The sequence below is a fragment of the Colwellia sp. 1_MG-2023 genome (assembly GCF_030546755.1).
Lineage (GTDB): Bacteria > Pseudomonadota > Gammaproteobacteria > Enterobacterales > Alteromonadaceae > Thalassotalea_H.
Window position 1 is genome coordinate 265,252 of sequence record NZ_JAUOPE010000002.1, and the last position, 20,392, is coordinate 285,643.

General features: G+C 36.7%; 19 protein-coding genes and 1 riboswitch. Of the genes, 6 read left to right on the top strand and 13 right to left on the bottom strand.

Translation table 11 applies throughout. The annotated features are described in order from the left end of the window. The first annotated feature begins 61 nt into the window (after nt 1-61). A complete protein-coding gene (locus Q4493_RS03335; protein ID WP_303449396.1) occupies nt 62-952 on the top strand; it encodes a TetR/AcrR family transcriptional regulator in 891 nt (296 codons plus the stop codon). Nucleotides 953-1,134: 182 nt separating this feature from the next. Here the strand turns inward: Q4493_RS03335 and Q4493_RS03340 are convergent, their stop codons facing one another. The 7 genes from Q4493_RS03340 to Q4493_RS03370 all read right to left on the bottom strand — a co-directional run bounded on the left by Q4493_RS03340 (nt 1,135) and on the right by Q4493_RS03370 (nt 10,142). Further along, nucleotides 1,135-2,535 (bottom strand): pitrilysin family protein, encoded by a 1,401-nt coding sequence (locus tag Q4493_RS03340; RefSeq protein WP_303449398.1) that lies wholly within the window; start codon nt 2,533-2,535, stop codon nt 1,135-1,137. A gap of 1 nt (nt 2,536) precedes the next feature. Continuing rightward, nucleotides 2,537-4,039, bottom strand: coding sequence for a pitrilysin family protein (locus Q4493_RS03345; protein WP_303449400.1), 1,503 nt, complete (start codon nt 4,037-4,039; stop codon nt 2,537-2,539). A 126-nt stretch (nt 4,040-4,165) separates the two neighbouring features. Further along, on the bottom strand, nt 4,166-5,314 hold the full coding sequence (locus Q4493_RS03350) for a succinylglutamate desuccinylase/aspartoacylase family protein (RefSeq protein WP_303449401.1): 1,149 nt from the start codon (nt 5,312-5,314) through the stop codon (nt 4,166-4,168). Between the two features lie 53 nt (nt 5,315-5,367). Then, nucleotides 5,368-6,615 (bottom strand): PLP-dependent decarboxylase, encoded by a 1,248-nt coding sequence (locus Q4493_RS03355; protein ID WP_303449403.1) that lies wholly within the window; start codon nt 6,613-6,615, stop codon nt 5,368-5,370. Nucleotides 6,616-6,656: 41 nt separating this feature from the next. Further along, nucleotides 6,657-7,406 (bottom strand): 2,3,4,5-tetrahydropyridine-2,6-dicarboxylate N-succinyltransferase, encoded by a 750-nt coding sequence (locus tag Q4493_RS03360; RefSeq protein ID WP_303449404.1) that lies wholly within the window; start codon nt 7,404-7,406, stop codon nt 6,657-6,659. A gap of 31 nt (nt 7,407-7,437) precedes the next feature. Continuing rightward, nucleotides 7,438-8,382 carry a 4-hydroxy-tetrahydrodipicolinate synthase gene (gene dapA / locus Q4493_RS03365; RefSeq protein WP_303449405.1) on the bottom strand — a complete coding sequence of 315 codons (945 nt, stop codon included), beginning with the start codon at nt 8,380-8,382 and terminating at the stop codon, nt 7,438-7,440. 76 nt (nt 8,383-8,458) lie between these two features. Continuing rightward, a riboswitch (Lysine riboswitch) is annotated at nt 8,459-8,680 on the bottom strand. A gap of 127 nt (nt 8,681-8,807) precedes the next feature. Continuing rightward, nucleotides 8,808-10,142, bottom strand: coding sequence for a DsbA family protein (locus Q4493_RS03370; RefSeq protein ID WP_303449406.1), 1,335 nt, complete (start codon nt 10,140-10,142; stop codon nt 8,808-8,810). A gap of 186 nt (nt 10,143-10,328) precedes the next feature. Here Q4493_RS03370 and Q4493_RS03375 point away from each other — a divergent pair, with 186 nt between their 5' ends. The 3 genes from Q4493_RS03375 to arcA all read left to right on the top strand — a co-directional run bounded on the left by Q4493_RS03375 (nt 10,329) and on the right by arcA (nt 13,982). Next, nucleotides 10,329-11,366: a methyltransferase gene (locus Q4493_RS03375; protein WP_303449408.1), complete on the top strand. Its 1,038-nt coding sequence runs from the start codon at nt 10,329-10,331 to the stop codon at nt 11,364-11,366. A gap of 99 nt (nt 11,367-11,465) precedes the next feature. Continuing rightward, complete coding sequence (locus Q4493_RS03380; RefSeq protein ID WP_303449409.1) at nt 11,466-13,097, top strand: sensor histidine kinase; 1,632 nt, start codon at nt 11,466-11,468, stop codon at nt 13,095-13,097. A gap of 183 nt (nt 13,098-13,280) precedes the next feature. Next, the gene (arcA, locus tag Q4493_RS03385) at nt 13,281-13,982 is read left to right on the top strand and encodes a two-component system response regulator ArcA (protein WP_303449410.1); all 702 of its coding nucleotides are present in this window, start codon (nt 13,281-13,283) and stop codon (nt 13,980-13,982) included. 66 nt (nt 13,983-14,048) lie between these two features. On the opposite strand, the gene Q4493_RS03390 is transcribed toward arcA, so the two are convergent. The 6 genes from Q4493_RS03390 to rplU all read right to left on the bottom strand — a co-directional run bounded on the left by Q4493_RS03390 (nt 14,049) and on the right by rplU (nt 18,493). After that, nucleotides 14,049-14,951: a radical SAM protein gene (locus tag Q4493_RS03390; protein ID WP_303449411.1), complete on the bottom strand. Its 903-nt coding sequence runs from the start codon at nt 14,949-14,951 to the stop codon at nt 14,049-14,051. 5 nt (nt 14,952-14,956) lie between these two features. Next, nucleotides 14,957-15,454: a type 3 dihydrofolate reductase gene (gene folA / locus Q4493_RS03395; protein ID WP_303449413.1), complete on the bottom strand. Its 498-nt coding sequence runs from the start codon at nt 15,452-15,454 to the stop codon at nt 14,957-14,959. A gap of 117 nt (nt 15,455-15,571) precedes the next feature. Beyond that, on the bottom strand, nt 15,572-16,369 hold the full coding sequence (locus Q4493_RS03400; RefSeq protein ID WP_303449415.1) for an ABC transporter substrate-binding protein: 798 nt from the start codon (nt 16,367-16,369) through the stop codon (nt 15,572-15,574). Nucleotides 16,370-16,593: 224 nt separating this feature from the next. Beyond that, entirely contained in the window at nt 16,594-17,751 is a 1,158-nt protein-coding gene (cgtA, locus tag Q4493_RS03405; RefSeq protein ID WP_303449417.1) for an Obg family GTPase CgtA, read from the bottom strand. A gap of 156 nt (nt 17,752-17,907) precedes the next feature. Continuing rightward, nucleotides 17,908-18,165: a 50S ribosomal protein L27 gene (rpmA, locus tag Q4493_RS03410; RefSeq protein WP_303449418.1), complete on the bottom strand. Its 258-nt coding sequence runs from the start codon at nt 18,163-18,165 to the stop codon at nt 17,908-17,910. Nucleotides 18,166-18,181: 16 nt separating this feature from the next. After that, the gene (gene rplU, locus Q4493_RS03415) at nt 18,182-18,493 is read right to left on the bottom strand and encodes a 50S ribosomal protein L21 (protein ID WP_303449419.1); all 312 of its coding nucleotides are present in this window, start codon (nt 18,491-18,493) and stop codon (nt 18,182-18,184) included. A gap of 231 nt (nt 18,494-18,724) precedes the next feature. Between rplU and ispB the strand changes: the two genes are divergently transcribed. Beyond that, nucleotides 18,725-19,696, top strand: a complete 972-nt coding sequence (ispB, locus tag Q4493_RS03420) for an octaprenyl diphosphate synthase (RefSeq protein ID WP_303449420.1) — start codon at nt 18,725-18,727, stop codon at nt 19,694-19,696. Nucleotides 19,697-19,736: 40 nt separating this feature from the next. Beyond that, entirely contained in the window at nt 19,737-20,333 is a 597-nt protein-coding gene (locus tag Q4493_RS03425) for a paraquat-inducible protein A (protein ID WP_303449422.1), read from the top strand. The last annotated feature ends 59 nt before the right edge of the window (nt 20,334-20,392 follow it).

Below are 20,392 nucleotides of genomic sequence, written 5' to 3' on the forward strand. Positions count from 1 at the left end.
ATTTATGTGTCACAATAGTTGTTGTAAATAAAAAGTTTAATATCATTTTGAGAAGCGCTTCATGTCTAATACACCATCTTCTAAACGAGAACTTATCCTTGCTACGGCTAAAGCCTTATTTATTGAAAAAGGTTTCAGAGGCACTACAATAGCTGGCATTGCAGAAGATGCTGGCATTGCAAAAGGCTCTGTATATTCTTATTTCACCGGTAAGCTTGATATTGTAAAGGCGCTATTTATTCAAACGGATGAAAAAAGTCAGCAAGCGGTTAATAACCTGCTGACGAAGAACCAAACAACAGGAAGTGAATTATTAGAACAATACTTAATCTGTGAGTTTCAAGAGGTATTGAATGAACGGTCATTTATTCAGATGTTTTTAACGGATGAATCAATTGTCATGGATACAGATATAATGGCAGTTTTAAAGGAATGTAGAATTAACTACCATCTCTCGCAGCAAAAAGTGCTGATTAACGCTTACGGTGATAGCATTACTCCTTGGATTTACGACATAGTGTCGTTGGTAAACGGTTTACTACAAGAGTATTCGATTTATTTAACGTTAGATGATGCAAATTTCTCCATTAAGCGTTGTGCACACTTAATCTCGTTTGTTGTAGATAGTGCAATAAAGGCATTAAACACATCCAATTTATCGCCCCTGATCACCAAAGATAATTTTCCGCTTACTCAAAATGTTGATCTTGAAAATCTTCAACGACAAAAAGCGAGTGATATTTTAGATAATATAAAAAATCACTTAACAGACTTCAACGAGCAGCAGAAAACCTCGGTGCTTGAAACAGTTACATTAATTGAAGCAGAATTAACAAAGGCCGATTTAAGTAACACATTGATTCGTGCACTGATTGCAAATTTACGCCCATATGCTGAGCTGAATCATTACCGTCGTCGTCTTGCTGAAACACTAGACGTTGAACTTATTTAACCTAAGACCGCCTTGATAAATTCTACTAAACAAGACGATCTGGCTAACAATAAGCGCAATGAAATACATGCTAATGGTAAAGCCGCTAAGCATGGCTTAAACCGACCTTAAATTATTTAATCAACAGTTAACCTTGCTTGATAATAACAATTTACCATCAAGCGTAGGTTAAACCTGATATCTTACCAATAACCTTTTAGCGCTTTCACAGCTTTCAGTTGTGGTGTTAATTGCGCTTTATCACCAACCACCACTAAAGTCATGTTTTCAGGTGTTAAGTATTTACTTGCCATTTCACTGATTTTCTCAGGTGTTACTTCATAAACATTAGCCACATAATCTTTTAAATAATTATCACTAAGTTGGTGAAGTTCAATAAAAGAGAGTTGGTTAATCACGGCGGCACGTGACGAGTTTCTTAACACAAAAATGCCCGCCATATAATTTTTAATACCATCAAGCTCTTCGGTAGACGGTGGTGTTTTAGCAAGCAGATTAATCTCATTAAAAATTTCAGTTAATGCAGCTCCTGTAGACTCTAATGTAATGTCTGCAGATTGAAACCAAACGCCTGAATTAATTCGATTTACTATGGTAGAGTAAGGCGAGTACGTATAGCCTTTATCTTCACGAATATTACTGGTAATTCGACTAGAAAATGCGCCCCCTAATAAAGTATTCATCATATTCATTGCCATAGTATCTTGATGATCAGGAGCAATAGCAGCTAAACCTAAGCGGATGGTTGATTGAGGTGAATTTTCTCGCTCAAGCATAATCACTTTAGGCCCAGTTTGGCTGATCACCGACATTGATTTTTTAGCTTCACCTTGTGGCCAAGTAGAAAAAGCCTTCGCAATTTTCTCACGTAAGCTTGATTGTTCAAACACCCCAGAAATATATAAGTGACTGCGCCCTGCCACTAAATTTTTCGTTAAATACTGACTAATATTATCACCTGAAATACCCGATAAGCTTTCTTCTGAAGGGTATAGTTCGCCATAAGGATGGTTCGCATAAATCGCTTTATAAAAAGCTTGTGATGCAATATTACCCGGTTGCGATAATTGCACTTTTAATTGACGAGTACGATCTGTTTTAATTCGTGATAAATCGCTACTGGCTAATGCTGGATTTAAAACCATATCAGCAAGGACATCTATGGCGTCTTCAGAAAATTCACTTAACACATCAACGCCTAGCCAACTTGAATCCATGGCAACAGATGAATTTATTTGTCCGCCCATACTAGCAACATTTTCTGCAATTTCTTTAGCCGATTGGGTTTTAGTACCTTGCCTTAACATTTCGTAGCTTAAATCAGCCAACCAAGGTTGATTACCATCATCAATATTACCAGTATTGGTGATTAAACGAATCGTTGTTTTAGGTGTTGTACCATAAGGGATAAACGTGACTTTCAAACCATTATCTAATTGCATAGTCGACGTTTTTGGCACTTGAAAATTACTTGGCTTACTACCTACTGGTGGCAGTTCTTTCGCATAGAGTGAGGTAACTAAGCTAAGTGATAAAATACTGGCAAGCGCCAACAAGTTGAATGATTTTTTAATTAAATACATTTTATTCTCCTTCACTTGTTTGACTGGCTGAATCAGTTTCAGGTTCTTGTTTAGCAGGGTCTTCACCTGGTGTAACCGTTAATATCGTTCGATTGGTGCTCCGCAAATATTCTTTGGCGGTACGCATAATTAATTCTGGTGTCACTTTTTTAAAAGCAGCTTCAATCGCATTAATTTTTCCAGGGTCATTATCAAACAAAGCAAAACTGGCTAATAAATCCGCTTTACCAAAACCATAAAACTCATCTAAAGAGTCAAATAAACTAGAGCGTATTTTAACGACAGCTCTTGCCATTTCTTCTTGGGTTAATGGTTGTTCTTCTAAGCGAGTAATTACCGAATCAATAGCCGCGTTAATTTGTGCTTGGCTAACATTTTCGTCATGGGTGAAAGAACTCATCCATAACATTGGCCCATTATAATTAAACATATTTCCTAATAAGTAATTGATACCTCCGCCAATATCACCGGTAATTTGCTTGTTTTTCACTAGCTCTTGATACAACAAGCTATCTTCACCTTGCACTAAAATTTGATCAATAATACCCATCGCATAATACTCTGGCGTATTGCGTTCAGGCATTTTATAAGCAAAAGCATAAGCGGGTTTTGGCGCTAATTTATCAAATTTATTAAAGCTTAGTTCTTTTTCTTGACGAAGCTCTGTTAGATCAGGAGCAGGAGGTAATTTACTGGCGGGTAATTTAGCAAAATACTTTTCAACCATAGCTTTTGCTTCAACCATATTAATATCACCCACGACCACTAACGCGGCATTGTTAGGTGAATAATAAAGGTTAAAAAAGTCATCGACGTCTTTTAAATTAGCCGCATCTAAATCTTTTAAATCACCATAAAAGTTATGGGCGTTGTACCAGTTCGAATAAGCATATTGCGGCATGTCTAACCACGGAAAACCACCATAGGGCTGGTTAAGCACATTCACTTTTACTTCATTTTTAACCACACCTTGTTGGTTAGTTAAACTTTCTTGCGTGATGGCTAAGCCTTTCATTCGATCAGCTTCTGCCCACAAAAAGGTTTCTAATTTATGTGAAGGGACTATTTCAAAATAATTGGTATAGTCGAATCGTGTCGAACCATTTAGTACGCCGCCATTGGCGTTCACTAATTTAATAAATTCCATTTTGCCAAGGTTTTCTGAGCCTTGAAACATCATGTGTTCAAATAAATGAGCAAAGCCTGTTCGATCCCTTGGTTCATTTCTAAAGCCAATATTGTAATAAACGGCAACAGTAACCGTGGGAGCAGTATCATCAGGCGATAGCACTACTTTTAATCCATTATCTAAAGTGAAATATTCTATTGGGACATTGAAACTCGCTACGGTAGGACTTTCGTTTGATTTTTCAGCTATTTGTTCAAGCAATGTTTGTTGTGACGGCGCAGCTGATTCGCTCTCTTTGGCTTGTTCTGGTTGGCTACATCCCGCGAGTAATAACGAAAATAAGCCACCATAAAACAATGTTTTTTTATAATCCATAACCTTTCCCTTGTATAGTTTTTATCCAGATTGCCCGTAATAACAGGAATCGTCAATAACTAAGAAATGTTTTGAAAAATTTTGTGATAAAACTGTCGAGACAAAGGTTTATACTGCCGTCAGCATTTACTCTTCTAAAATAAAAAAATTCGTAAATACTTTATATAATTCAGTACCTTGGTTTACGCTCGCGGAAGCAAAATGTAAAATAGGGATAACCTCCTGATCTAACGAAACATAATGTAATGGATCTGCCTCTCCTTTTTCTTCGAAGTGATAGTTATCCATACGTAATATCCGTGCTAATGGCTCACCCGCTTTAAGGGGTTTGCCAAATTCTGCCAAGTAATCAACCATGCCACCCATAGGTGAGTAAAAGGCTTTATAGTCTTTTAAATAACAAGCATAACGGGTCAGTTTTTGCGGTTGGTATTCATTCGTATCAATGACATTTTTATATTGTAAATAGCTTAATATGCTTTTTGCATCTTCAAGCGCAACATCTAAATCAATTTGCTCTTGTGAGCCAAGTTCGACAGTAAAACTTTCTTTATTGAGATGTGCTGAACTGATAGAAAATTTGATGCCTAATTCGGCAAACGCTTGTTCTAACTTCCACCAAGGACAGAAAGTTGCTTCATCTAAAGCACCATCAAATTCATTAGGAATCAGTAAAGTATGCGGGATATCAAAATATTTTGCGCTTTCAATGGCATATTCAGGACAATATAAATGTTTACTCGAAATTGGACCGGTATGAAGATCTAACACTAAATCAGCCTGATGCGCTAAACGCTGCAATTGATAGGCTATCCGCTGTCCGGTCGTTAAGCCAAAAATATTATGATCAAGCTTTTGCTCAATGCTATTTATCATTATTGCCTTAAAGTTTGCTTCGATCGTTTTGTCATCTTTGCCTATGCTGTCACGAACAAATGGCTTAATGATACTTTCATCAAAATGGTACATTCGATTCCAGTTCACCCCGGTAATAGGGTCAAATCGACCTAAAGTGTATTCACCATTTTTATGATTACATCCCACCGGATTAGCATAAGGAACTAAGGTAATATCACCTTTAATGTTGGTATTTCTTAATAACTCAAGTAATTGAAAAATTACCGCATTACCTTGTACTTCAGCGCCATGCATATTGGCCTGAATATAAACACTTGGGGCATTTCCTTCCCCTTTTAAACGATAAACGGGTACCGTTAATGCAGCACCACTAGCCATTTCACCAACATGCATGACTTCTTTAGAAAATTGCGTCATTTCACTTCTCAATAATTAATGTTTATTCTCAATTTATTATGAGCTTTTCAGCTTTATCTTAAATACCAATCGGCAGGCTCAGCGGCTCGCACTTCCGTTAATTTTCCTTCGCTATAGGTATATTCAGCCGCTATTTGATGGCAAAGAAAAAATGGCATGCTCTCAGTAAAGCCATAGGCTCCGGCATAACCAAAAATAAGTTGATCACCCACTTGCACATCATTAGGAAGTGGCAAATGACCTAATTTATCCATACTGGTACACAAGGGACCATGAATATCAAAGTGCTGTTTTTGCGCTGAAGAATCTCGTAATAAACTCGCAGGAAAAGGTTGATCCGTTATAGCTGGTCGTAAAAGATGATTAATGCCTGCAGAAAGCACTAATTGCTCTTGCTGGTAATTGAGTTTTCGATCAACCACTGGCGCGACATAATAACCGCATTCAGCAACGGCAAAACGCCCTAGCTCTAACCAAAGCTCTGCTACATTTGCTTGCGCTTTAATTTTTGCTAAATCTGTTAATATGTTTTGCCAAGACAGTTTTTGCCCTTGCTCAAGATAATCGATACCTAAGCCGCCACCTAAATCTAGGATGTTAAGCGACATACCAATATCGTTTGCCAAACCTACTAAAGGTTCTACCATTTGCTGCCAAAGCGAATACATTTTTTCATTACTGAGCATATTGCCCCATTGAAAAATATGTAAGCCACAAAGATCTAATTGTGTAAAATCGTCAACATGAATATTTTGCCACTCAGCAACTGACAAACCAAAGGGTGTTAAACTATTACCGCCTAACGGATTTTTTTCTCCATCAGGCCATTGTAATTGTACTCGTAATAACACTTGTGGCTTAACTTGTTGCTCACTCGCCACTTCGTTCAGCCAATGCAGTTGATTGATACTTTCAACGACAAAGGTATTTACCCCTTGTTCGATAAAATTAGCTAATTGTTTTTTTGATTTCGCAGGACCGGTGTTTAATATTCTATCGCTACTAACCCCCTGTTTAAGCACTTGATTCAACTCACCAGTACTAGCAACATCAAAATTAAACCCCGCGCTATCAAGCGTTTGAATGATGCTTGATAACGGATTCGCTTTCACTGCGAACCAAAGTTTGATGACATCTTGCTGTTGTAAAAACGCTAAATGTGCTTTTAACGCATCAAGATGATAAACAAAGTAAGCTTGCTCATGCTCATTTTGCGATTGATGTGCAAGTAAGCTGGGTTGAAACTGTTTATCGGCTTTAAATTGCTCAAACCAAACAGGGGCTTTAGTATTGGCGCTCATATTTTTCACTCAGGGGTTATGTTATCGTTGATTGTCTGCACTTAACGCAATAAAGATTCTAACTCTAATGACGCATTGCTTTTTTCATCGCGATATTTAACGATTAACGCACATGCCATATTCAGCCCTTGAGATTCAGCCCATTCACCTTTCACTGGACGTGTACCCGGTACAACCACGGCTCGTTCAGGGATATCAGCCCCTTTTTCAAGCATCACTTGATTGACACAATCATAAACAGGAACGGACGCAGACAAAGAAACACCGGGAGCTAACACCGCCCCTTTTTTAACAACAATACCTTCAACAATCACAACGCCGGCACTTAAGAATGCATCATCTTCGATAATAACGGGGCTAGCACCAACAGGCTCTAACACACCACCAATTTGAACAGCGGCTGATACATGAACATTTTTACCAATTTGTGCACATGAACCAATCAATGCATGACTGTCAACCATAGTACCAGAATCAACAAATGCACCAACGTTGATATAGGCTGGTGGCATAATTATCACGCCAGGAGCAACATAAGCACCACGACGTACTGATGAACCACCAGGGACTAACCGCACACCGTTTTCAACTGTAAATTCACGGGCAGGTAAATTATTCTTATCAACAAACCCTTGGTATATTCCTGAAAACTCGGTATTTTCTCCAGCTTTAAAGGCCGCTAAAATCGCCTCTTTAGCAGCAATATTCGCTTGCCAATTACCTTGTTCATCTTGATTTGCCGCACGTATCGTACCTGCTTCTAACTGTGCTAATGTGTCTTGCCAATTCATTACTGCTTAACTCCAATGATTTGTTTTAAATTTACGATTGGCTTTGCTCAAGCCATTGATTAATTGCGATATCCATTGCCATTAAAGATTTTAATGCGAACGGATTTTCTGTTATTTCTAGTTCGGTAAGTGGTGCTCGTAATGTTGGGTAATTCAACATATTTGTAAGATGCATTAATACTTTTACCGGGATAGGGCTTGCTACTTGAAACAATGCCGCTACCGCTTCATCCCAGACAGGAAATAATGTTTGATGTTGACCTGCTAATGCCATGTCAACGTATTGATGTGTTGCCGCAGGCCAAACGTTGGCAGCAACAGAGACTAAGCCTTTAACTCCGGCTTCAACCAAGTGGGGCACCATGGCATCTTCACCACTATACATAGCAAGTTCAGGACAATGTTGCGCATATGATTTAAAGTTCTCAATATCACCACTCGCCTCTTTCATAGCCCAGCAATTTTTATGAGTTTGAATGCTTTTCATCACATTGAGAGGAATATTAATACCACTGCGTGACGGGATGTTATATATCATACATGGGTGTTCTGCTTGATTTAACAGGGCATTAAACCATTGAATTAAACCGACCTCTCCTGGCTTAGCGTAGATAGGACAAGTTAAAAGATAAGCCGAAATAGCGAGATTATTGCATTGAGATATCCAAGCAATTTGATTAGCTAAGTTATACCCCCCTACTGACACCATAATAGGAACATTCAATGATAATGCACACACGCATTTAACTACGGCTATTTGTTCAGATGGTGTTAAAGCTAACCCTTCACCGGTACTACCAAGTAAGGTAATGCCGTTGCCTCCACTGGCTTGCTGAATAGCTAGTTTTTCAAGGGCAACAAAGTCAACATCCCCATTAAGTAACATTGGGGTAACTAATGCTGTCCACAGGTGCGTTTCTGAAATAGTTTGTATTTGTTGAGGTTGGCTTTTAACAGCCTGTTCAGTTTGATTCATTTCTCTCGAACTCAAATTGTTCGGAGAACTTTAAGGCGTTTGTATAGCCTCAACTAAAGATGAAGAGAGGCTAACAAAGGCCAGAAGCTCTCCACCAGTATTAACATTAAATATTTTAGAAACTTAATGGTCTAAAACATATAAAAAATAGGTGACAATTGTTAGGATTCAACCTAAACAACCGACAAATACATCATCAAAATATGTAATTATCTCGGCGTTAATCTCCATTACTATCAATCATTAGAGTTTGATCTCTTCATGATAACTACCTAGTTAACGCTCCTCTTCTGGCCCTTTTGGGATAACTTGTCTTTTATGATTTAAACGACAAGTTAACTTAAATAAGGGACGGCACTATTAGAACATTTATTCTAATGCGAAGCAATAGCCGTCTAGCCATCAAAAAAAACTAAACAACAATCTTATTTCTCAAAGACCGCTTTATTCATGTTTTCTTTCATAGCATGTTCTATCTGAGCGAGGCGATCTTGCCCCCAACAACTTGTATCTTGATATTTAAAACAAGGTACACCCCAAAAGCCTAGCTCTTCTAATTCAGTTTGATTAACATCAGTCCATTGTTGCCAATCATGTTGCATTGCGTATTCTTTGGCTTTGCTATAATCAAGATTTATTGATTGGCAGATCAGCTTCATCATTTGATGTTGTGAAACATCATAATTTTTTACATAAATAGCTTCAAACGCGGCACTGATAAACTCGACCGCTTTCCCTTTTGACTCGGCATAACTAAAAATCTCGTAACAATTAACAATGCCTTGTCCAATAGGATCATTAAAGGTTTGAAAAGGAATATTCGCTAATTTAGCTTCACGGTAGGCATCAATATAAATATAACGAGCCTTATTTATTGGCATACCCAAACCTCGCATCACCATAGGTAATATAGGTTTAATTCTTAACGAGGTATGGTATTTTTTTGCTAACGCTTTGACTTTCTCAAAGCCCAGATAAGAATAGGGACTTCTTAGAGAAATAAACACTTCGCAAACATTGTTTTCACTCTGATTTTCACGACAAGGGGCTATAAAGTCTTCATTACTAACACATTTATCCGTTAATAAATTAGCATTATATTTGCTTAATTCATTGCTCTTGCTCAAACCAAGATTAATTAATTTAGTCTCTAAATGTATTAATCTATCAATTCCAATGTACCAATCTCCGGCAAAAAGTAATGTCGCAGGTAAATAATGTCCTTTACTAAACAATCTTTGCTGATTTTTAATTTGAAAATTTATCAGCGGCGTTGAAGGATTATAATAAAAATCAAATGTATCAAACCAAGTTTGCTTAAATATCGTTGCAGCTTGTTCGACAGTTTTTGAACTAAGTTGCCAAATTTGTTGGCCGGTTATTAACGCTTTAGCAGATGGATACTGTTTAATTAATTCGAGGCCATATTGTTGGGCTATATAATTGGCATCGGCTAACGCCCAATGACGTATTATTTTAGGATCAACGCCCACCGTTGGCACGGTTTCATAAATAAGAAATAATTTTAAATTGACCTTAAAACGTTGTTCTATCTCACTTAGTACTTGGACTAACATAAAACTATGAGGATCATTCAAGGCGAGGTAAACTTCAATGGTTGGTTTATCTGCAAATAGACTTGGCCAATATAAATATTTAAGCGTCAAAAAATAAGCTCTATATTTACTTCTAAGCCAGGCTGCTTTGAGTTTTGTTAATAATTTAGCGGTAATGATATTTCCCTTTTTAAAACTTTCCATGTTTAACGCTCAAAAATGCGCGTTTGTCTTAGTTGAATTATTGGTGAATTCAGTATCTTATTGTAGAATACCTTCTTCAAACAACTTCATTTGATCATAGGTTACTTAAATTAAGTACCACGATTGCCATTTTTTCAAGCACAACTGAGTTATAAATTAAAAGTACAACAGACCCTAGGTAATTCAATGTATTTAAGCAACTTAAGCCAAGTATTAATTCGTAATGAACGCCTCTTATTGGCAAAAAAGCCATTATTAATAAATATGCCAGATGATGAATTGTCACATAGCTTAACAGCATTGAATAAAGATTGTGATATTACTTACTTCGATAACAATTTTGAACTTCATCAGCAGCATAAAAAAAATGCTCAAAGCCAATGTATTTTTGCCGCACATTACCAGACAAATAAAATCCATGACTTAGTGCTCATTCATTTTCCAAAAAGTAAACAAGAACTGCTTTTTACATTGGCAATGCTAGCTGTGTGTACGAATGCAGATACAAGAGTGCTGGTTGTTGGTGACAATAAAAGTGGCATAAAATCTATTGATAAATTAATCAAAGCACACACTAGTTTTTGCGAAAAAATTGATGCGGCTCGTCATTGTTTGTTATTTGAAACACAATTAACGAATCATCATATATCGTTCAATATTGAAGAATGGTTTCATTATTATTCGGTTAATGTTAATCAGCTAACTTATAGAGTAGCAGCCTTACCAGGAGTGTTTAGCCAAGCTAAATTAGATATAGGTACGCAAGTTTTATTAAACAATGTACCGAATATTATTGCCGGTAAAGTACTTGATTTTGGTTGTGGCGCTGGGGTAATCGCTACCTTTATTGGTTTAACATGTAAAAACACTGAATTAACTTTAGCTGATGTTAGTGCACTTGCCATTGCTTCTTCTGAAAAAACTCTTTCGATCAATAACTTAACGGGAAATGTAATCGCAACGAATAGTTTGTCCAATATTACAGAGCAATACCATCATGTTATTTCTAATCCCCCTTTTCACCAAGGAATAAAAACCCACTATGCTGCGACCGAAAATTTTTTAGCTGGGATAAAAAAACACCTAATAAAAAAAGGAACGCTTACCATTGTTGCGAATAGTTTTTTAAAGTACCAACCAATAATTGAGCATTCGATAGGTAAAGTCGATAAAATATGTGTCGAGAGAGGATTCTCTATTTATCATGCCTGTTTAAGTTACTAACGATAGCTAATTTGAACATAATTCTGTAACAAAAGTTGAAATCTGTTAAGTTATCAATAATTATCTACTTAGCAGCTATCAATATTCGATCAATTAAATATGACACTTACCAATAAAATTAGCTCTATTCGTCGTTCAATATTGACTACAGTGTTAGGCTTTGTTTTTATTTTTGTTTCACTTGCGCTTTATTATATTTCCAGCACATTTTTGAATGAATCAAAACAACAATACGAACAAAGTATTATTGATTTAGGTAAGTACATTGCTCAATTAAGTGCTGAAGATATTCGCAACGACAGACTAAACGAACTCAACAGTAAACTTGATAACTTCCAAGCACTCACCTCAATTCACTATATTGATATTTATAAAAAATACCCTGATAACTTCAGTATTTTTGCTAGCTACAATTTCAAAATGGGTGGCTCAATAGCCAATAATACCAGCCGGATCTCGCCACAAGAAAAAGAGCAATTTAGAACACCAAACTTCGAAGGCGACATTGTAAAATATGTTGCACCAATTAAGCATAACGATAATGAAATCGGCTATATTTACATTCAATCAGATATTCGTTCAGGACTAACCTTTAGCACTCAGCTATTTATTATTTTTATTGTTACTTTTTTAGTTTTATTCGCTTCAGTGGTATTTATAAGCTTCCGATTAGAAAATATAGTGACCACACCATTAAGAGAATTAAACGCTGATGTTTTGCATATTTCACAAACGAAAGATTATTCATATAGAGTTAAATCAATGCCGTTCAAAGAGATCGACATTTTAGCTAGAAATATTAACAATCTACTTAATAGAACGGAACGTCATATCACCAAACTTGGTGTTGCTGAACAACAAAGTTTATTACTCAATATCGAGCTTGAAGATAAAGTGAGTAAACGAACCGAAGCGCTAAAAGATTCAAACCAAGAATTATTATCTACCTTAGAAAAACTCCACCAATTTCAAGGCCAATTAGTAGAAAGCGAAAAAATGGCTTCACTTGGCGACATGGTTGCTGGAGTTGCTCACGAAGTAAACACGCCAATAGGGTTAGGGGTTACAGCTTCAACGTTATTATCAGATAGACTTAATGAAATAAAAACGTCATTTGACGAAAAAACATTAAAATCAAGTCAATTAAAACGTTTCTTAAATGAAGGGCAAGAAAACGTTGGCATTATTTACCGTAATTTAAATCGAGCCGCAGAATTAATTTCAAGCTTTAAAAAAGTAGCGGTTGATCAATCTAATGAAGATTTTAGTCAGTTTAATTTTGACGTATTACTTAAAGAAGTGCTGTTAACACTTGCTCCACAAATCAGAAAAACGCCCTACCAAATTAATATCACTTGTCCTGAAGATTTACTCGTCGTCAGTAAACCAGGTCCGATCAATCAAGTCATGATTAATTTAATTCTCAATTCTATTATCCATGGTTTTGACAAGAGAGATTATGGCGCTATTGATATCACAGTGATGAAATTAGGCGAACAGCTTAATATTATTTTTAAAGATGATGGTCATGGAATTGATGCTTCAATCAAGGATAAGATTTTCGAACCATTTACCACCACTAAACGTGGAGAAGGTGGCAGCGGACTTGGTCTACATTTAGTTTACAATTTAGTGACTCAAGCACTTGGTGGCAGTATCCGTTTAGATAGTGAACCAGATAAAGGGGCAACTTTTGAAATAAATTTTCCTATCAGTGAACAATTACTTTAAGTATTTCAATTAATAAAATAAAGCTGACCTGGTTAACTAGTAATTGTTTTTTATAAATAGGTTATATAACATGTATTTTAACGGTTAATAACCTATGTAAATAAAACGTTTCATAGGTGTTGCTAAACTAAATGTAATTAACATACCCATTATTTAAAAGTATTTTTTAACTGGAAACTGAGCATGCAAAAACCTCATATACTTATTGTAGAAGATGAAGATGTTACCCGATTTAATTTGCGTAATTTATTCGAAGCCGAAGGGTATATTGTCTCAGAAGCAATGAATGGCGAAGCCATGGAGCAACAATTACAAAAAAATACAATTAATTTAGTCATTATGGATATCAACTTACCCGGAAAAAATGGCTTATTACTTGCGCGTGAGTTAACCAACAATAGTGATTTAGGATTAATTTTCTTAACAGGCCGCGATAGTGATATCGATAAAATTCTAGGGTTAGAAATCGGTGCCGATGATTATCTCACTAAACCTTTTAACCCAAGAGAATTAACTATTCGAGCTCGAAATATCCTTAATCGTATATCTCAAGGTAAAACTGAGACGGAAAGTGCCATTATTCGCTTTAACCATTGGGTGCTCGATGGTAACTCTCGTAAAATGACTTCTCCTAACGGCGAGATTATTTCAATTCCTCGTGGTGAATACCGCGCATTAAAATTACTGATTGAAAATACCGGACAAATAGTCACGCGCCAACAGTTGATAAAAGAAATGACAGGCCGTGATTTACGCTCTAACGATAGAACCGTTGATGTCACCATTCGTCGTTTAAGAAAACATTTTGAGTCTGTGGAAGGCGCTGTAGAACTCATCAACACTATTCATGGTGAAGGCTATCGCTTTGTCGGCACAGTGGAATAACAATTCACTTTTATAAAATCAATAAAGCCACATAAAGTGGCTTTTTTATTGTCTGTTATTGTTGAATCACAAACCCCGCTGCCATTCTTGTCGCAAAATTACATTGCTTGGCCGTTCAATAGCTTCATTAACTAAATTCAATAATTTGCATTTATCTTGTCCTAATACACCTTTTAATACTAAGTAATTTGAAGCGTGATCAGAACGAAAAATAGTTTTAGATAACTCCAATTCAGTTAATAACAGTTTCATTTCTTGAAATAGTTCAAATTGATTTAACAAGCGAAAGGCTTGATAACCAAGTTCATCAAAGCGTTTAGCAAAGCGTTCTTCGCCTAAAGGAAAAGAAACAACTAAGGTAGACAAGTAATCAGGTTGAGCCTCATTCATTAATCGAGCAGAATTTATTGCGTGTTGTTTTGATAACTCTGGCCCACCTAAGCCATTTAATATCATGACAGAGCTTTTCACCCCAGCCTGTTTGAGTTTATTAAGGGCAATTAATGAACTGGCATAGGTTTCCCCTTTATCAATGATATTGAGTATTTCATCATCGCCACTTTCACAGCCAACATAGACTAACTTTAACCCTAACGCCCGCAACTCCGTTAATTGTTCTACGGTTTTATTGGTTAAATTTCGCGGTAAACAATAACTTGATACCCGAGTGACCGTTGGTAAATAATTTTTGATCAGCAATAAAATTTCTTTCAGCCGTTTAAATGGCAGCATTAATGCATCACCATCCGCTAAAAAAACCCGACCAACGGGTAAACCTGATTTTACGATGGCCAAAATTTCCTGTTCGATTAATTCAAGTTTTTTAGGTTTAAATTTTTTCTGCTCAGCCGTGTACATTTCACAGAAAGTACAACGATTCCAAGAGCAGCCATTGGTCACTTGTAATATCAAACTTTTCCATTCACTTGGCGGCCTAAAAACAGGTTCGATATAGGAAAGTGGGTACATACTCGTTATTCACTAATACGTTGGTAAAGACAAAAATCAAGATCAAAAGCATTCTTTTCATCGGCACTATATTTTTCACTTTGCACTAATTGCCAATCGTTTTTTGTATCGTAGTCGGGAAACTGTGTATCCCCCTCAATTTCAGCATGAATATGAGTCACATACAGACGATCAGCCGCAGGCAAACAATGATGATAAATAGCACCACCTCCAATCACCATCACTTCGTCAACGTCACCCGCTTGTTTTAACGCCTCCTCAACTGAAGTAACGGTAGTTATTCCTTCAGCTTGATAATTTTTATCACGAGAAATGACAATGTTTTTTCTCCCCGGTAATGGACGCCCGATAGACTCATAAGTTTTGCGGCCCATGACGACAGGCTTACCTAAGGTTGTTTTTTTGAAATACGCTAAATCAGCAGGTAAGTGCCAAGGCATATCATTATCTTTGCCAATAATACGGTTATTAGCATGAGCTACAATCATAGAAAGGATAGTCATAAGTTTTCTTTACAGTTTTTTATTGTCGGTTATTCTAATAAAAAAATAGCGATAGATACTAGCGTTACACGCGTAAATAAAAAGAATTTAATTTTTCGTAAAATATTTATGTGGAAACTAATGTGAGATCAAAGGCGATTGACGTTTAAAAGTTGGTTTCACTAAACCATACTTTTCATATATTGGTGTCAGTAACCCCTTTTCATCCGCTAAAATTAGCAGTTCATCCAATTCTTTCGCTGAAATTGGCGAAGAAGCAGGCACTAAGAAATAACGCATATATTTAGTATCATATTTCTCAGAGATCAGTATTTTATTTTTACTTTGCGGGTGTTTTTTAAAATGCCAAGCAAGTGCTACATCACTGGCAACAGCAATATCAACTCTTCCAGATAACAATATATTAATTGAGTCTTCTTCTGTTCGTACTAAAGTAATATCAAATGATTGATTTAATTTAATGGGGTCAGTTTCAAAGTTAACAAATTTATAATGATAGCCATGAACCATAGCTAAACTATGGCTTTTTAATTGGTTAAAAACATCTTGAGATTGGTATTGATCGGCGTGCGTTATAAAGACATCTTTTGAATGGATTAACGGTTGACTATGCTGCAAGCTCTCTAGCTCCCATCCCCAATTGGGGTTATCCCACATGATGATATCAACCCAGCCCTCATATAATGATTGTGTACGTCGCTTAATAGGTACTGCCACCAATTGAAAAACAAATTGTTCTTGGATGAGGTTTAATGCATGAATGATATCGGGACCAACACCTTTAGCATTGTCTTCAAGTAAAAATGGCGGTCGTATACCCGCTCCTACATTTATTTGTATTCTTTTATATGTTTGAGCAGCAGAGCTTAGAGATAAGAACGCGAGTAACATAATTACTTTGATATAAATACGCACTTGAACACCTTCCCTATTGAGTCATTTCTTCTTTGATGATAGTTCAAATTTTGCACTTTGCATGTACTGCTTGTTGGCCAAATGAATCAGCCACTATGAGTGTTAATTAAACGAAACCCAATTTCAAAAATTCCTGCTCCAGAGAATAATTACTTCTTTACCCAAAAAAAATGCCTATCAATTCATGTGATAGGCATTTTACTGTAACTAAAGCTCTGGAAAAATTAGCGACGATACTCTACTTCAACATCGTAATCATCTTCATCCCAATCTTCATCATCGAGATCATCATCAAGGTCATCGACGGTTTCTTGATGGTAAGTATCCCATTTAAATTCAACTGATTTTTCTTCTGGCGTTTCTTCCACTTCATCCGGTAATTCATCGATAAATTTCATCACGCCTTGGCAAAGCTCTTCTGTACCCATTTTATTAAAAGCGGAAATCGATCTAACTTCGCCTTGCCAATCAAGCCCTTCAATAATGCGATCGGTTAACTCTTTAGCTTCTTCTTCGAGTATTAAATCTAATTTATTGAACACTAACCAACGAGGTTTACTGGCAAGTTTAGCTGAATGCGTTTCAAGTTCACTGATGATGGTTTTAGCATTTTCTAACGGATCAGAGCCATCTGCAGGTAATACATCAATTACATGTAATAGAATACGACAACGCTCTAAGTGCTTTAAAAATTGTGTTCCTAATCCAGCGCCATCAGCTGCACCTTCTATTAACCCTGGAATATCAGCAATAACAAAACTACTTTGATTATCGATACGCACTACACCTAAGTTAGGCACTAAGGTAGTAAATGGGTAGTCAGCGACTTTTGGCTTCGCAGCAGAAACGCTACGAATAAGTGTCGACTTACCTGCATTTGGCAAACCTAATAAACCCACATCGGCTAATAACAACAACTCTAATTTAAGACTGCGAATTTCACCGGGTGTACCATCGGTTTTTTGACGAGGCGCGCGGTTGGTACTACTTTTAAAACGAGTATTACCTAAGCCATGCCAGCCACCTTTCGCCACTAACAATTTTTGCTTATGTTGCGTAAGATCACCAATTAATTCATCGGTGTCGACATCAACAGCACGTGTGCCAACAGGTACTTTTAAATATAAGTCGTCTGCACCTTTACCGGTACAGTCTCTACTTTTACCATTTTCACCACGCTTTGCTCGATGAAATCGTTCAAAGCGATAATCAATTAACGTATTTAATCCTTCGTCTGCAATGAGATAAACATCACCGCCGTCTCCGCCGTCTCCGCCGTTTGGACCACCGAATTCGATATACTTTTCTTTACGAAAACTTACGCAACCATTACCACCGTCACCGGCTTCTACGCGAATTTCAACTTCATCTACAAATTTCATGGTGCTGTAAAACACTCCAAAACTAATTGCTTGTATGTATTATAAGCGATTTTACTCGCTTAGGTGATACAAAGCCTAACTATTTGATGCTAGATCAAATATAGCTGCAAAAAAAAACCCTGCCAAACAGCAGGGTTTTTCAATTCTTAAATACTGTTACTCAGCAACAATACTTACAAACTTGCGGTTTTTAGGACCTTTAACATCAAACTGAACTTTACCGTCAGATAATGCAAATAAAGTATGGTCTTTACCGATACCCATGTTGTCACCTGCGTGGAAACGAGTACCACGTTGACGAACAATAATGTTACCTGCTAATACTGATTCACCACCGAAACGTTTAACACCTAAACGTTTACTCTCTGAATCACGACCATTCTTGGTACTACCTGCTGCTTTCTTATGTGCCATTTTTAATCGCTCCTAATTAGCCGTTAATACCAGTAATCTTCACTTCAGTGAACCATTGACGATGGCCCGCTTGCTTGCGTGAATGCTTACGACGTTTAAACTTAACAATTTTAATTTTATCACCACGGCCTTGAGTAACAACTTCCGCAGTTACTTTACCGCCAGCAATGTAAGGCGCGCCTACATTGATGTTTTCGCCGTCAGCGATCATTAAAACGTTATCAAAATCAACTGATGCGCCAACTTCAAGTTCGATTTTTTCTAAACGAACCGTTTGACCTTCAGTTACACGGTGTTGTTTACCACCGCTTTGGAATACAGCGTACATAGCTACTCCGTACTGCGCCAATGTTATATTTGACGCTTAAATTTAAAAATATAGGGCGCGAATTCTACGCGAAGATATTAGGGATCGCAAGTACATTTAAGAGATAAATGATAATTAATAAAGAATAATTTTTCCAGTTCAATAGAGCCTTCTATATCATTGAATTTCGTGTAAACTTGGGCACATATAAATTTATGGTTAATTGAACTTTTAGGTCACTATTTTCGCTTTATGGATCTCAAAAATATACAAGCATTAGCACAAGCTGATATGACAGCCGTTAATGATCTTATTTATTCTCAACTTCAATCTGATGTCGCATTAATCAATCAATTAGGTGTTTATATTGTTAATGCTGGCGGCAAACGTATGCGCCCAATGTTAACCGTATTGGCGGCAAGAGCCTTGAATTATAACGGTTCAAAGCATATTGATATTGCAGCTATTATTGAATTTATCCATACAGCTACTCTGTTACACGATGATGTTGTTGATGAATCAAATATGCGCAGAGGTCGAGAAACCGCCAATGCTCTGTTTGGCAATAGCGCAAGTGTATTAGTAGGAGATTTCCTATATACCCGCTCTTTTCAAATGATGACTAAGCTTAATAACATGGAAATTATGGATATTTTATCCGATGCCACCAACATTGTGGCAGAAGGTGAAGTATTACAATTAATGAATTGTAATGATCCTAATACCACCGAAGAAAGTTATATGCAGGTTATTTACTGCAAAACCGCAAAGCTTTTTGAAGCCGCCACCCGTTTAGCTGCCGTTGTGTCCGATCAAGATAAGTTTACAATAAAAGCGATGCAAAATTACGGGAAGTTTTTAGGCACTGCCTTCCAACTTGTTGACGATATTATGGATTACACCGCTGATGCCAAAGAAATGGGTAAGAATGTCGGTGACGATTTAGCCGAAGGCAAGCCAACATTACCTTTGTTATATGCGATGAAACACGGCACCGACAAACAAAAAACCTTGATCCAAAATGCCATAGAGCATTGCGACGGCATGGACAATTTAGACGAAATTCTACAAGCAATGGAAGATACTGGCTCATTACGTTATACACAAAAAATTGCCGAGCAAGAAGCAGATAAAGCCATCAATGCATTAGCAATTATTCCAGATTCTGATTATAAAAACGCCCTTATCTCATTAGCGCATATTGCGGCCAATAGAACGGCTTAACCAATTATTTTGAATTTAAATAGATTGAATCGAGTCACAAATGCTTAGAAAACACTTAGGTTTTATTGTTAACTTAGCCGCCATCGGACTTTTTATTCCCGGTATTTATCTACCCATTTTTAATTTAAATATGGATGTTACGGCGAATGTTGCCAATGGCAGTTTATCTTCTGAAATCGTCAATAAAGAATTATCATTATTAGGCACCATTCATGAACTTTGGCAAGATGAGCGCCTACTAGTTGCGGCGTTAATATTTATTTTCTCTATCGCAATACCCGTGTTAAAAACAGCCTTAGTGACACTCAGCTATTTTTTAAAAAATATTCATTTGGGAAAAAAATTAGTTTCTTTTGTTAATGTTATTGGTAAATGGTCGATGGCAGATGTGTTTGTTATTGCGATATTTTTAGCGGTACTTTCGACTAACCATGCAGAAACAGCCACCCAGCAAACGCTAGCTGTTTTTGGCTTTAAAATTAACGTCATGTTAAGTAGTGCAACGTTATCAAATGTCGGGATGGGCTTTTATTATTTTTTAAGTTACTGCTTATTATCTATGCTAGGCACACAGCTAAGTGTTAGTGCACTTAAACACCTTGATAAAACATCAAAACCGCACGAACAAAATAATTAATAATTCTCGTAAAAATAAAGTCTAAATATTTTATCCATAAAAAAAGCCAGTCAATGACT

Excerpts from the sequence above, each read along its gene's own strand:
- Q4493_RS03335 (WP_303449396.1), top strand. The coding sequence starts at position 62 with ATGTCTAATACACCATCTTCTAAACGAGAACTTATCCTTGCTACGGCT.
- Q4493_RS03340 (WP_303449398.1), bottom strand. The coding sequence starts at position 2,535 with ATGTATTTAATTAAAAAATCATTCAACTTGTTGGCGCTTGCCAGTATT.
- Q4493_RS03345 (WP_303449400.1), bottom strand. The coding sequence starts at position 4,039 with ATGGATTATAAAAAAACATTGTTTTATGGTGGCTTATTTTCGTTATTA.
- Q4493_RS03350 (WP_303449401.1), bottom strand. The coding sequence starts at position 5,314 with ATGACGCAATTTTCTAAAGAAGTCATGCATGTTGGTGAAATGGCTAGT.
- Q4493_RS03355 (WP_303449403.1), bottom strand. The coding sequence starts at position 6,615 with ATGAGCGCCAATACTAAAGCCCCTGTTTGGTTTGAGCAATTTAAAGCC.
- Q4493_RS03360 (WP_303449404.1), bottom strand. The coding sequence starts at position 7,406 with ATGAATTGGCAAGACACATTAGCACAGTTAGAAGCAGGTACGATACGT.
- dapA (WP_303449405.1), bottom strand. The coding sequence starts at position 8,382 with ATGAATCAAACTGAACAGGCTGTTAAAAGCCAACCTCAACAAATACAA.
- Q4493_RS03370 (WP_303449406.1), bottom strand. The coding sequence starts at position 10,142 with ATGGAAAGTTTTAAAAAGGGAAATATCATTACCGCTAAATTATTAACA.
- Q4493_RS03375 (WP_303449408.1), top strand. The coding sequence starts at position 10,329 with ATGTATTTAAGCAACTTAAGCCAAGTATTAATTCGTAATGAACGCCTC.
- Q4493_RS03380 (WP_303449409.1), top strand. The coding sequence starts at position 11,466 with ATGACACTTACCAATAAAATTAGCTCTATTCGTCGTTCAATATTGACT.
- arcA (WP_303449410.1), top strand. The coding sequence starts at position 13,281 with ATGCAAAAACCTCATATACTTATTGTAGAAGATGAAGATGTTACCCGA.
- Q4493_RS03390 (WP_303449411.1), bottom strand. The coding sequence starts at position 14,951 with ATGTACCCACTTTCCTATATCGAACCTGTTTTTAGGCCGCCAAGTGAA.
- folA (WP_303449413.1), bottom strand. The coding sequence starts at position 15,454 with ATGACTATCCTTTCTATGATTGTAGCTCATGCTAATAACCGTATTATT.
- cgtA (WP_303449417.1), bottom strand. The coding sequence starts at position 17,751 with ATGAAATTTGTAGATGAAGTTGAAATTCGCGTAGAAGCCGGTGACGGT.
- rpmA (WP_303449418.1), bottom strand. The coding sequence starts at position 18,165 with ATGGCACATAAGAAAGCAGCAGGTAGTACCAAGAATGGTCGTGATTCA.
- rplU (WP_303449419.1), bottom strand. The coding sequence starts at position 18,493 with ATGTACGCTGTATTCCAAAGCGGTGGTAAACAACACCGTGTAACTGAA.
- ispB (WP_303449420.1), top strand. The coding sequence starts at position 18,725 with ATGGATCTCAAAAATATACAAGCATTAGCACAAGCTGATATGACAGCC.
- Q4493_RS03425 (WP_303449422.1), top strand. The coding sequence starts at position 19,737 with ATGCTTAGAAAACACTTAGGTTTTATTGTTAACTTAGCCGCCATCGGA.